This is a genomic window from Cyclobacteriaceae bacterium, assembly GCA_025808415.1.
In the GTDB taxonomy this organism is placed as follows: Bacteria; Bacteroidota; Bacteroidia; order Cytophagales; family Cyclobacteriaceae; genus UBA2336.
This window is the reverse complement of the sequence record CP075525.1, coordinates 3,265,123-3,277,993: the sequence shown is the minus strand read 5'-3', so window position 1 is coordinate 3,277,993 and position 12,871 is coordinate 3,265,123. Positions and strand designations below refer to the sequence as shown.

Sequence of the window (12,871 nt, the reverse complement as noted above, 5' to 3'; positions counted from 1 at the left end):
TTGATTTATGAAAATGCTTGTTAACTCAAAAAGTTATGGATATCATAAACGTATGTGCATAAAAATCATAATCCCGTTTTTTTTGCTAATTGCTTCTCCGGTATGGAGTCAGCAGCGTGCCCGCGACCTGGGCATAAAAATCGGGGTGATGCAAACCGGCAAGCTGAATTCTATTACCGATGTTCAGGGTGTGAAGGTCGGGCAGGTTACATTGATTGAAGGATCTTCCATACGCACCGGTGTTACCGCTATACTCCCACATGAGGGTAATCTTTTCCAGGATAAAGTGCCTGCAGGAATATTTGTGGGTAATGGTTTCGGTAAACTGGCTGGAAGTACGCAAGTAAAGGAACTGGGGAACATTGAATCGCCCATTGTGCTCACCAATACGTTGAGTGTTGCTACAGCCATGGATGCAGTGGTTGAATACACGCTAGGTTTGCCCGGAAACGAAAAGGTGCAATCGGTAAATGCTGTTGTAGGCGAAACCAACGATGGTTACTTAAATGATGTTCGTGGCAGACATGTAAAAAAGGAGCATGTTCTTGATGCTCTCCAAAATGCGAAAGGCGGAGTGGTTACAGAAGGAAGTGCAGGCGCGGGAACAGGTACCGTGTGTTTTGGATTTAAAGGCGGCATTGGTACAGCCTCGCGTGTTTTGCCCAAAGCTTCGGGTGGTTACACGGTTGGTGTTTTGGTGCAAACCAATTTTGGTGGAGTGTTACAAATTGATGGCGCCCCGGTAGGTGAAGCGTTGAAAAAATATTACCTGAGCGGCCAGCTAAAAGATGATGTGGATGGATCGTGTATGATAGTGGTTGCTACCGATGCTCCGTTGAATGCACGTAACCTGGAACGGTTGGCGCAACGGGCTATGTTGGGTCTGGCCAAAACCGGTGGCATTGCTTCCAATGGCAGTGGCGATTATGTAATTGCTTTTTCTACAGATGAACGCGTCAGGATTAAGCATGAAAAAGCATCGCTTACCGATGAAGCAATAGTTGTAAGAAATGATGCGATGTCACCCTTATTCATGGCCGTTATAGAAGCTACTGAGGAGGCGATCATAAACTCCCTGCTTACTGCCAAAACAATGACCGGTAAAGACGGAAATAAAATTGAGGCGCTTCCGCATGATGAAGTAATTAAAATTCTTAAGAAGCATAACCTGATTGAAAAGTGATGTATACGTTTTTAAATGAATCTTTTGTTCCTGATGATAAGGCCTTCCTTCATGTGAGTGATCTTTCCATTCAACGAGGGTATGGCATCTTCGATTTTTTTCGGGTGATGGATAATTACCCGCTTTTTATTGAAGATTACCTGGAGCGGTTGTACGTATCAGCAAAGGAAATGCACCTGAAAGTACCTTACGCACCCGAGCAGCTCAAAGCACTAATATTTGAGTTGATTCAAAAGAACAATATTCCGATGTCGGGAATAAAAGTTATCCTCACGGGTGGTTACTCACCCGATGGCTATCAATTGGCGGATAAGGCAAACCTGATTATGGTGCAAAAGCCGATGAACTTTCCTGCCCCAGGTTTTCCAACGGAAGGCATTAAAATCATCACACACGAATACCTTCGCGATAAACCACACGTAAAAACCATAAACTATGTGGTGGGCATCTGGATACAGAATAAGGTACTGGAGAAAAAGGCAGCGGATGTCTTGTACCACTATAAAGGCCAGGTATCAGAATTTCCACGATGCAACTTCTTTATGGTAAGAAAAGACAACACGGTTGTTACGCCCGGTGAAAATATTCTGGAAGGTGTAACACGAAAGCATGTGCTGCGGTTAGCGGCTAAGAAATACAAGGTGGAAATCGGAAGCGTTACACTGGATGATATTGTACAGGCGAAAGAGGCTTTCCTGACCAGTACTTCAAAACGCATCGTGCCGATCACACAAATGGATGAGGCCACTATTGGTGATGGCAAGCCCGGTAAGGTTACCCACGATTTGTATAATGACCTAATAGCGCTCGAAGTCAAAGAACAAAAAAAACCAGGTAAATTTCGGCAACCTATTAATGCTTAGTTCACAATTAGCTTCAATGTCTTAACGGTGTCGTTATAGTGAATTTTAATGAAGTAAATACCTTGGGGTAATGAAGATTTTAGCTCGGCTGAAAAATCAACAACAGATGCTGATTGAATGACTTGCGACTCCAGGGTAACCCCATGTTGATTGAAAATGTCGAAACTGTGTAACTGAAAAGGTTTACTATTCAAAGAGAAGTTAAGCACCTTACCTTTGTTTGGATTAGGGTAAACTGTCAGTACTACGGAGGGGTCTTCATCTGTTTTTACATGAACAATTTTTGAATAAGTAATGGTACCATCAAAGTCGGTTTGCTTTAAACGATAATAAGTCTTGCCATAATAAGGCGCACGGTCAATTTCGAAGTAATTATTTCTTTCGTTTGTTGTTCCTGCCCCGGGTATGATTGCCAGTTCTTCAAAATGTTCGCCATTAGAAGATCGTTCTAATGTAAAATGGTCGTTGTTCAACTCCGTTGCTGTTGCCCATGAAGTAACAACAACAGGCCTTTCATATTCTGCTTTGAAGTAGAGAAGTTCAACCGGCAATGGAGTGGATATGTTATTAATCGATCCGATAGTAAAAAAATCATTATGCTGGAAGTTTACACCGGTAACGGTAAATATCGAACCGGCCAATGTTCCGGTTAGGGGTGTAACATCATTATCGGCAAAGCCATCGCCATCCCGATCAATCAGCAACCGTAAATCAGCTTCTTGTTTTGGTCCGGGTACATTGGCCAGGTCAATACCAATGGTAACAGTTCCTACTTCACCTGTTTCGGCTATTTTCCAAACCCGGCTAAGTCTTACTTTTACAAGTGCACCGTCAACATCAATTGAATTGGGTGCAGTAAGGCTGCCATTATTACTTCCCCACATCAGGAATTCAAGGTTATCCAGGTTGCTTGGATTTTGTATACGAACCATGGAGTTTGGATTGGCACTTTGGGAATTGGTTTGCAGCAACCGTGAAACATTATCGCGTCCTATACCTGCTATGTTGTTAACATATCCGCTATGGGTGCTGGTTGCCGGGTACACCGTTGTTCCATTAGAGGCCGTATAATTGGTAAGTGTGGTTTGGTTTAACGTTATCCCATATTTAATTGCCAGGTATGAGTCAATTCGGTTTCGTTCCCCGGTTGTTAGTGACCTCGTGTAAAAAATAAATTCAGCAATATCGCCATCAAGTCCGTTCGCTCCGCCTTCGCGTGCGCCAAGCCGTAGGGTTGGAAATGTTAAGCCGCCACCAGCCTCGGCCTGTATGTCTTCCAATTGTCCGTTATAGGCTATTCCAAACCTAACCGCATAATCGCGGAAGTAGTCAATGATCTGGGGCGTAGTAGTTGAAAAATCACTGGTTGTTACGGGACCCCCCAATGGGGGATTTGAATCAACCCGCTGCTGAAAGCCAACCTTGTTGTTGGATAATATTTTTAACGATACTACCGGTATTGTTGCGGATTGCCATTGGCAATATTAGTGAAAAAAGTCGGGCGGCTCCCGGCAGTAGCTTGTGTGGCATTGGCACCTGTTATACCGCCACGGGTATTCCATTGTTGCACAGTTTGACCGTTGGTAGCCAATGTGGTTCCTGCATTTACGTAAACATCTTCATCGGCTCGTAGCCAGATAGTAGTTCCGGCCACCCCACCGGGCCCGGGAACAGGTGCCGATGCAAGTGAAAAATATTGATTGGTATTGATACTTGCCCCTGTAAACGTAACTACATTTCCACTAATGGTTCTTCCGGTGGTGTGGACCGATGCATCACTAAAGTTTCCATCGTTATCAACTAATAATGCAAACTGATTCGGGTCGGTCATGTCAACACCTAACCCGGTTAGGTCAAACGAGATACTAAATGTGCCAACTTCACCGGTTTCCGCAACGCGCCACACACGTGTTAACCGGTTGGTATATGGTGCCGGAACATTGTTGGAGTTCCAAATGGTTGGGGCATTATGACCCCACATCAGAAAATCCCCATCGTCAAGTGAAGACGGGTTGAATATCCTAACCATGCTTAAGGGATTTTGACTTTGCGATGAAGTTTGGTTGAGGGCAGAGCCATCATCGCGCGCAATACCGGCAATATCAAAATCATAATCGTCATGTGTTGTGGCAGCCGGGTAAACAACTGTGCCTGCCGAGCTCACATAATTTCTGGCAACGGTTTGATTGAGGGTAATGCCGTATTTTATGGCCAGGTATGATTCAACTTTTTGACGATCGGCAGTTGAAAGATTTGTATTGTATACTACCATTTCAGCGAAATCTCCATTCAATCCTCCGTTGTTATTGGTTGCATGTCGGCCAATGCGAATAATAGGGCCTGTGATACTGGTATTATCACCACCGGCAGTAACGTCCAAACGGCCATCGATGTAGATGCCGAAGCTCACGTTTACTTCCCTGAAATAATCGATAATCGTAAACCGATTGGTGGGCGCTGAGGTAATTGAGACCGGCCCCCCGAGATTCGCACCTCCGTCTGTCCTTTTTTGATAGAAATACTTATCGGTATTCACAATCTTGAAGGAGGTGAGATTGTTGGTTGCGGATGGCCTGTCTATAATAAAAGTACCGTTACCATCGTCTGTACCTCCGGCTACATACGAGTTTTGTCGAAAGACAAGAAACATATAAAAACTTTGAGTCGCACCAATTCCGGGGGCTGCCAAGCCATCCAGAAATTGATTGCTGGCAAATCTTAATACTGGATTACTATTGATGACATTTGTTCGGTATTCCGGCTTGTTTGCGTTTGTTGTTTGCCGTGCATGGTTGGCAATGGCGCTTTGGTCGTTCCACTGCTGGACCAGTTGCCCTTCTGCAGCAGGTGTTGTTCCGTTGTCGGTAAAGGTGCCGGCATTTGCCTTCATCCACCACCTAAGGTTGGTAGAAACACCTCCTGGAGATTGACCAAACAGGTGCGAAAAATGGAATGTACACGTAAAAAGAATGATTAAAGCCTTTTTCATGATTAACCAGTTCGGGTAAAGATAAAAATTAACAACGAATTATCGGTTGGTTTATAAAGCAGTATGGAATTACCGTAAATAAAAAAAGCCACTGCATTATGCACACAGCGGCTTCTTGTATTTTAAAATTTATTAAGTGCTTAAACCTGGGCAGCTAATTTTTGAGCGAGCACCGATTTAGGTACCGCTCCAATTTGTTTGTCAACAATCTGGCCGCCTTTAAACACCAATAAGGTAGGAATAGAACGAATACCGAATTTTGCAGCGGTTTGCGGATTTTCGTCAACGTTGATTTTAGCCACTACGGCCTTGCCTTCATATTCTCCTGCCAGTTCTTCAACCACGGGACCAATCATTTTACAAGGCCCGCACCATTCAGCCCAAAAGTCTACCAAAACGGGTTTATCGGATTTAATGGTTTGATCAAAAGTTGAGTCGGTTAGTTCAATAGTTTTGCCCATGTTATCGTATTAAAAGTTATTGTTATTGATTAATTAGTTCTGCTGAATCCAACACAAAGGTAGAAGAAATTGTTCCATCTTCATCCAGTACCTCAAGCTTATCTTCATCTGCCCGGTCATTCAACCAGCGCACCTGGGCGTTGGATGTAATCACGCCAATCTCTGCATGTTTCTTAAATTCCTGAACCAGGGCATTGGTTACGCTTATCCGGTACGCCCGGGCCAGTAATTCAACCTGAAGGGCTTCGTAATCATCTTTTATGAAAAGTTGTAAGGCTGCCTGCCCCGGGTTTTTCTTACAAAATTCTTCTATTTTATCCACCACTTCGGTGGTTATGGCGTGCAGGGGTAACCGCAAAGCAAGCCCTTGCAAACGTTTTTGAACCAGTTCATTTAAAAGCTCAATACTCCTGATCCTGAACTCAACATCCATTCTTCCCCAGGTATTCCGTTGGATCATGCCCTCAATAAACAGGAACCAGCCCTGCATCATAAAGTTTTTGTATTTCAGGTAATCCTCGCCAAAGAGCGTGAACGTAAAGTTTCCGCTGTAGTCTTCGATGGTAAATTTCCCAAACGGCCTGCCGGTTTTGGTGGTGCGGTGTTCAACCGTGGTTACAATGCCACAGATTTTTGTTTCCCGCCCGATTAATGGATCCAGGTCGATGAGTTGGTTGCACAGTGTATTGCAGAAGGCGTCCATTTCAAACCGGAAATTGTCCAATGGGTGGCCTGAAATGTAAATACCAACCACTTCTTTTTCCAGGTTCAGTTTTTCGATTTCGCTGAACGGCTCAACGGGTTCAATTTTGGGCTTTGGCATGGCCGTTCCAGTTGTTCCACCAAACAAACTTACCTGTGAGCTTTGCTCATCCAGTTGTGTTTTGGCAGCATACTTGGCGGCCTTTTCAATTAAACTGGCATCGCCATCTTTGGCGTACACATATTGTCTTCGATGAATGCCCTCAAAACAATCGAATGCCCCGGATAATGCCAGGCATTCAAAGGTTTTTTTGTTTACCGATCGTTGGTTAACGCGTTTGGCAAAGTCAAAAATATCTTCAAAAGGTCCATGCGCATTGCGCTCGTGAATTATTGCTTCAACAGCGGCATCACCTGCACCTTTAATGGCGCCAAGTCCAAAACGGATTTCTCCGTTTTTATTTACTTCAAAGTAAACTCCTGATTCATTTACATGCGGGCCCAGCACGGGTATGCCCAGGTTGCGGCATTCTTCAATAAAGAAGGTAACCTTATCAAGGTTGCTTTGCGAATGCGTTAACACTGCTGACATATATTCAGCAGGATAGTTGGCTTTCAGGTAAGCTGTATGATAGGCTACTAACGAGTAGCATGTTGAGTGTGATTTGTTGAAGGCATACTGGGCAAAGGCCTCCCAGTCTACCCAAATTTTTTCGCAGATTTCCTGCGCATGCCCATTGGCTTTACAGCCTTCGATAAACTTATCCTTCATTTTATCGAGAACGCTCTTTTGCTTTTTACCCATGGCCTTTCGCAACACGTCTGCATCGCCTTTGCTGAAGTTGGCCAGCTTTTGTGAAAGCAACATTACTTGCTCCTGGTATACCGTAATGCCATACGTTTCGGCAAGAAATTCTTCCATTTCCGGCAAATCGTATTTTATTGGTTCGCGACCGTGCTTGCGGTTGATGAATGCCGGAATGTATTCCATCGGGCCTGGCCGGTAAAGGGCGTTCATGGCAATCAGGTCCTCAAACTTATCGGGTTTTAATTGGCGCAAATATTTTTGCATACCCGGACTTTCAAATTGAAATGTTCCGGAGGTTTCACCACGCTGAAAAAGCTGATAGGTTTTTTCATCATCCAGCGGTACGGCATCAATATCTATTTCTATTCTTCTACTCTTTTTGATATTCTTTAAAGCCGTGTTAATAATAGATAATGTGGTTAACCCTAAAAAGTCCATTTTTAAAAGCCCGGCACTCTCCACCACACTGTTGTCAAATTGCGTTACCAGCATGCTGGAATCTTTTGCCGTAGCTACAGGAACAAATTTGGTGAGGGCATCGGGCGTAATGATAACCCCGCAGGCATGGGTGCCAGTGTTGCGCACGGAGCCTTCCAACACAATGGCTTGTTTTAAAACATCGGCTTTCAGGTCAGTGCCATTTTTAAAATCAGCCAACTCTTTCACTTCCTTAAAAGCAGCATCGAGTGTAGTGCCCGGTCGTTCCGGTACCATCTTGGCGAGGTAGTTGGCATCGGCCAGGGAGAGTTGCATGACACGCGCACAATCACGTATAGATGACTTGGCAGCCATGGTTCCATAGGTGATAATCTGGGCAACCTGGTCTTTTCCGTATTTATCAATAACATAATTCAGCACCTTGTCGCGCCCCTCATCATCAAAGTCGATATCAATATCGGGCAATGAAACCCGGTCGGGGTTAAGAAAACGCTCAAACAGTAAATCGTATTTAATAGGGTCAACGTTGGTAATGCCAATACAATAAGCAACAGCCGAGCCGGCTGCCGAACCGCGCCCCGGCCCAACCGAAACACCCATGTCGCGTGCTTTGGAAGTGAAATCCTGCACGATTAGAAAATATCCCGGATATCCGGTTTTACGAATGGTTTCCAGTTCAAAGTCTAATCGTTCCTGTAATAAAGGTGTTATTTCACCGTACTTCTTTTTAGCACCTTCGTAGGTCAGGTGTTTCAAGTAATCATCTTCCGATGCAAAGCCTTTTGGGATTTCAAACTTTGGCAGCGCTACCTGTCGTTCGAGGGAATACGCTTCAATCTTATTAATAATTTCCTGAATGGTTTCGATGGCTTCGGGCAAATCGCGGAAAATGGATTTCATTTCCTCCTGCGACTTGAGGTAGAACTCGTTGTTTGGCAGGCCATACCGGTAACCACGCCCTTCACCTATTGGAGTGGACTTGAATTCACCTTCTTTTATGCACAACAAAACATCATGCGCATTCGATTCCTCCTTGTCGATGTAATAGGTTTCATTGGCTGCAAAATATTTCACCTTATATTTTTGTGCAAAACCGAGCAACACGTCATTCACATGATCTTCTTCGGCCAGGCCGTGTCGGTTTAGTTCGATGTAGAAGTCATCACCGAACTGTTTATGCCACCATACAAACGCTTCCTCAGCCTGGCGTTCACCTACGTGCAAAATCAAGTGTGGTATTTCACTGGAAAGGTTTCCGGTAGTGGCAATCAGGTCGTGTTTATATTGGGCAACAAGTTCTTTATCGATTCGCGGATAGATGCCGTATAAACCTTCAGTAAACCCCAGCGAACTAAGTATGGCCAGGTTTTGATAGCCGCTTTTATTTTTTGCAAGCAATACTTGCGTATAGCGTTTATCCGGATTGTCTTTCGTGAATTTTAATTTCTTTCGTTCATCTGCCAGGTAAAACTCACAGCCAACAATGGGTTTTATTTCATGCGTCAGAGCTTCACGAACAAATTTGAATGCACCATACAGGTTGCCGAAATCGGTGAGGGCTAGGGCAGGCATGTTCAGCGATTTGGCCTTGGTGACGAGCGCTTTTATTTCAGGGGTAGCCTGGAGCACGGAGTATTGCGAGTGTACATGCAAATGACAAAACGGACTGTCAATGGTATCGGCATCGTTATCGTCCAGTGAGTAGCCTGCATCTTTTTTTCGTTTGCGTTTTACAAAGTTGGCTTCATCCAACCGGGGTTCTTCATAAATAATTTCTGAAAGGGGGGTAGCGTCAAAAGGTTTCAGTACTTTTTTCTGCAGCAGGCCAAAGTAACAGCGTGCTGTGGCGGCAACATCGTACGATGCATCGTGCGCATCACCAAAATCTTTTCCGAATAGTTTTTTGTGAAGTTCAACTAATCGGGGCATTTTTAACCGCCCGCCTATGCCTCCGGGTAGCTGACAGAATTCAATGGATGATAACCCGGTGTCAACTTTAGTTAGGCTAAGAAATTTTTCAGGTACAATGTTTTTGCGGATCAGTTCCGCGCCAATGATGTTGATGTCGAATTCGATGTTATGACCAACTAAAACCGAAGTTTGCCCAAGATCATTTAAGAATTTGCCCAGCACGGTTTTCAGGTCGTGCCCTTCTTCCTGTGCGCGTTGGGTTGAAATGCCGTGGATTTGCTCGGCCTTGTAAGGAATGTTAAAACCTTCCGGTTTTATAACGAAGTTGTTTTGAGCAAGGAGTTTACCTGCGTGGTCGTGCAGTTGCCAGGCCAACTGTACAAGCCTTGGCCAGTTATCAAGGTCGGTTATGGGTGCAGTCTTATTATGCGGAACCCCGGTGGTTTCCGTGTCAAAAATCAGGTACATCAGGTTGTTTTCGTGGTGGTTGAAAACTGTAAAAGTAATGGCTTTGGCAGATTAAATCTATTCCCATTAATGAACAAATGTTTTAAAATGGGAAAAAAATCTCAATAATGAACTATAATAAAATATTTAAAATCCTGATAATCAATTTTTTATCTTTTTGGGCTTGCTTTTGGCACTGTGTGACCAAACAAATCAAACAAGATCCCAATGAAACGCATATTCAACAAGGTGGCTGATTTCCTGAGGCGTGAATGGTTTTTGCTGGTGATGATCGTCATCATTACATTAATCGTGCTCGTATTTGAATGGATGCGTTAAACAAAATTCATTTCAGTATTTAGAATCCCTTTAAACTAAATCCTTCTTTGGTTCATAAGCGTTGCAGGAGTATTTTTATGCGTTGAGCATAAACTACTGAAGTTCCTATGACATGGTTTACAAAATTCCTATCCAGTACGTTGGGCAGGAAACTACTGATGGCCCTTACAGGCCTTTTTCTGATTTTATTTTTAGCGGTCCATTTGGCCGGCAACCTGCAATTGTTGAAGGATGACGGGGGCAAGGCATTCAACATCTATGCAGAGTTCATGAGCACCAACGGCCTCATTCAATTTATTTCAAAGGGTAATTTTTTCTTCATCTTGCTTCATGTTTTTGTTGCCCTTTTTCTAACCATAAAAAACCGGAATGCACGTGGTAGTGAGCGCTACGCTGTAACCAGTAGCAAATCATCTATATGGGCATCGCGCAATATGGGTATATTAGGCACCTTGGTTCTCATTTTTATTGTGGTGCATTTAAAAGATTTTTGGGCGCAAATGCATTTTGGCTCCGTGCCGGTAGTCGACTACGATGGTAAGCAGGTTCGCGACCTGGCCTCCTTGGTTGATTATTGGTTTTCAAAATCGTGGTATGTGGGTGTGTATGTGTTTTGTATGGGAGCACTTGCCTTTCACTTATGGCACGGGTTCGAAAGTGCTTTTCAAACCCTCGGGCTAAACCATCTTAAATACAACGCTGTTATAAGTTTCGTTGGAAGAGCATTTGCGATTATCGTTCCTGTGCTTTTCGCGTTGATTCCGATAGCTATGTTTTTTGATTTTTAATTCAATTGCTTAAACAGATATGACATTAGATTCTAAAATTCCCGAAGGTCCACTCGCGGAAAAATGGACGAAGCATAAATTTAACCTCAAGCTCGTTAACCCCGCCAACAAGCGTAAGTACGATGTTATTGTGGTGGGTACCGGCCTGGCAGGTGCCTCCGCTGCAGCATCGCTGGCGGAATTAGGCTATAACGTAAAAGCATTTTGCTTTCAGGATAGCCCGCGCAGGGCACACAGTATTGCAGCACAGGGCGGTATCAATGCAGCAAAAAATTATCAGAATGATGGCGATAGCATCTACCGCCTCTTCTACGATACCATTAAAGGTGGGGATTACCGTGCGCGTGAGGGCAATGTCTATAGATTAGCGGAGGTAAGCGTAAACATAATCGATCAATGTGTAGCGCAGGGTGTTCCCTTTGCCCGCGAATACGGTGGTTTATTGGCTAACCGTTCGTTTGGTGGTGCGCAGGTATCGCGTACATTTTATGCCCGTGGCCAAACCGGGCAGCAACTGTTATTGGGTGCTTACTCTGCCATGAACCGTCAGATTGCCAACGGCAAAGTAAAAATGTATAGCCGTACCGAAATGCTGGACGTGGTTTTAGTGGATGGCAAAGCAAGGGGCATTATCACACGTGATTTATTAACGGGAAAAATTGAGGCACATAGCGCTCATGCCGTACTGTTATGTACGGGTGGCTATGGTAATGTGTTTTATTTATCCACCAACGCAAAAGGATCAAACGTAACAGCCGCATGGAGGGCCCATAAAAAAGGTGCTTTGTTTGGTAATCCGTGCTACACGCAAATACACCCTACCTGTATACCCGTTTCAGGTGATCACCAGTCGAAACTTACGCTCATGTCAGAATCGTTACGTAACGATGGCCGTGTATGGGTGCCTAAGGTGGCGCGGCCAGGTCTTAAGGCTGCTGATGCAGTTAATATCCCCGAATCGGAGCGTGATTATTTCCTGGAAAGAAGATACCCTTCATTTGGAAACCTGGTACCACGCGATGTGGCCTCTCGCAATGCCAAAATGGTTTGCGATGAAGGTAGGGGCGTGGGTGCAACGGGGCTTGCCGTTTTCCTTGACTTCTCCGATGCCATCAAACGTGATGGAAAAAAAACGATCGAGGCGAAGTATGGAAACCTGTTTGATATGTACCAACAGATTACCGGTGATAATCCATACGAGGCACCCATGATGATCTTCCCCGCTGTGCACTATACGATGGGCGGGCTTTGGGTTGATTATAACCTTATGACGAATGTGCCCGGCTTATATGCGTTGGGTGAGGCCAACTTTTCCGATCATGGGGCCAATCGCCTGGGCGCAAGTGCCTTGATGCAGGGATTAGCTGACGGGTATTTTGTAATACCGTATACCATTGGCGATTATTTAGCCGGCATGCCTTATGAAAAAGTAAGTACCGACAGGCCGGAGTTCCAGGAGGCCATTAAACAAACCAGCGATCGCATCAATAAGCTTCTTTCCATTAAGGGAAAGAAAACCGTTGACGAATTCCACCGCGAGTTGGGCTTAACCATGTGGGAGTATTGCGGTATGTCACGCAACGAACAAGGCTTAAAAACAGCGAAGAAAAAAATACAGGAAATAAAGGCGGAGTTCTGGACCAATGTGAATGTATTAGGCGGAGGCAACGAACTTAACATGGAACTTGAAAAGGCCAATCGCGTAGCTGATTTTATTGAATTGGGTGAATTGATGGTAGATGACGCCCTTAACCGCTCTGAGTCGTGTGGTGGGCACTTTCGCGAAGAATCGGCCACAGAAGATGGTGAAGCAAGACGCAAAGACGATGAATTCGCTTATGTGGCAGCTTGGGAATACAAAGGCGATAACCAGCCGGAAGTTCTTCACAAGGAACCTTTGATTTTTGAAAATGTAAAACTTACTCAACGTAGCTATAAGTAA

At 44.5% G+C, this 12,871-nt stretch carries 8 protein-coding genes; 4 read left to right on the top strand and 4 right to left on the bottom strand.

The features are described from left to right. Positions 1–52 precede the first annotated feature (52 nt). Positions 53–1,183, top strand: a complete 1,131-nt coding sequence (locus KIT51_14500) for a P1 family peptidase (protein UYN86065.1) — start codon at positions 53–55, stop codon at positions 1,181–1,183. Beyond that, complete coding sequence (locus KIT51_14495) at positions 1,183–2,046, top strand: aminotransferase class IV family protein (protein UYN86064.1); 864 nt, start codon at positions 1,183–1,185, stop codon at positions 2,044–2,046. Before KIT51_14500 ends, KIT51_14495 begins: the two co-directional genes overlap by 1 nt. Here KIT51_14495 and KIT51_14490 read toward each other — a convergent pair. The 4 genes from KIT51_14490 to dnaE all read right to left on the bottom strand — a co-directional run bounded on the left by KIT51_14490 (position 2,043) and on the right by dnaE (position 9,823). Continuing rightward, positions 2,043–3,431 (bottom strand): T9SS type A sorting domain-containing protein, encoded by a 1,389-nt coding sequence (locus tag KIT51_14490; protein UYN86063.1) that lies wholly within the window; start codon positions 3,429–3,431, stop codon positions 2,043–2,045. The two genes, KIT51_14495 and KIT51_14490, sit on opposite strands and share 4 nt — an antisense overlap. Positions 3,432–3,496: 65 nt before the next feature. Continuing rightward, positions 3,497–5,035, bottom strand: a complete 1,539-nt coding sequence (locus KIT51_14485; protein UYN86062.1) for a hypothetical protein — start codon at positions 5,033–5,035, stop codon at positions 3,497–3,499. A gap of 140 nt (positions 5,036–5,175) precedes the next feature. Further along, positions 5,176–5,496: a thioredoxin gene (gene trxA / locus KIT51_14480; protein ID UYN86061.1), complete on the bottom strand. Its 321-nt coding sequence runs from the start codon at positions 5,494–5,496 to the stop codon at positions 5,176–5,178. A 22-nt stretch (positions 5,497–5,518) separates the two neighbouring features. Next, entirely contained in the window at positions 5,519–9,823 is a 4,305-nt protein-coding gene (gene dnaE / locus KIT51_14475) for a DNA polymerase III subunit alpha (protein ID UYN86060.1), read from the bottom strand. 425 nt (positions 9,824–10,248) lie between these two features. Here dnaE and KIT51_14470 point away from each other — a divergent pair, with 425 nt between their 5' ends. Together KIT51_14470 and KIT51_14465 are read left to right on the top strand one after the other, a co-directional pair. After that, complete coding sequence (locus tag KIT51_14470) at positions 10,249–10,929, top strand: succinate dehydrogenase cytochrome b subunit (GenBank protein UYN86059.1); 681 nt, start codon at positions 10,249–10,251, stop codon at positions 10,927–10,929. 19 nt (positions 10,930–10,948) lie between these two features. Then, the gene (locus KIT51_14465; protein UYN86058.1) at positions 10,949–12,871 is read left to right on the top strand and encodes a fumarate reductase/succinate dehydrogenase flavoprotein subunit; all 1,923 of its coding nucleotides are present in this window, start codon (positions 10,949–10,951) and stop codon (positions 12,869–12,871) included.

Excerpts from the sequence above, each read along its gene's own strand:
- KIT51_14465 (UYN86058.1), top strand. The coding sequence starts at position 10,949 with ATGACATTAGATTCTAAAATTCCCGAAGGTCCACTCGCGGAAAAATGG.
- trxA (UYN86061.1), bottom strand. The coding sequence starts at position 5,496 with ATGGGCAAAACTATTGAACTAACCGACTCAACTTTTGATCAAACCATT.
- KIT51_14485 (UYN86062.1), bottom strand. The coding sequence starts at position 5,035 with ATGAAAAAGGCTTTAATCATTCTTTTTACGTGTACATTCCATTTTTCG.
- KIT51_14470 (UYN86059.1), top strand. The coding sequence starts at position 10,249 with ATGACATGGTTTACAAAATTCCTATCCAGTACGTTGGGCAGGAAACTA.
- KIT51_14495 (UYN86064.1), top strand. The coding sequence starts at position 1,183 with ATGTATACGTTTTTAAATGAATCTTTTGTTCCTGATGATAAGGCCTTC.
- KIT51_14500 (UYN86065.1), top strand. The coding sequence starts at position 53 with ATGTGCATAAAAATCATAATCCCGTTTTTTTTGCTAATTGCTTCTCCG.
- dnaE (UYN86060.1), bottom strand. The coding sequence starts at position 9,823 with ATGTACCTGATTTTTGACACGGAAACCACCGGGGTTCCGCATAATAAG.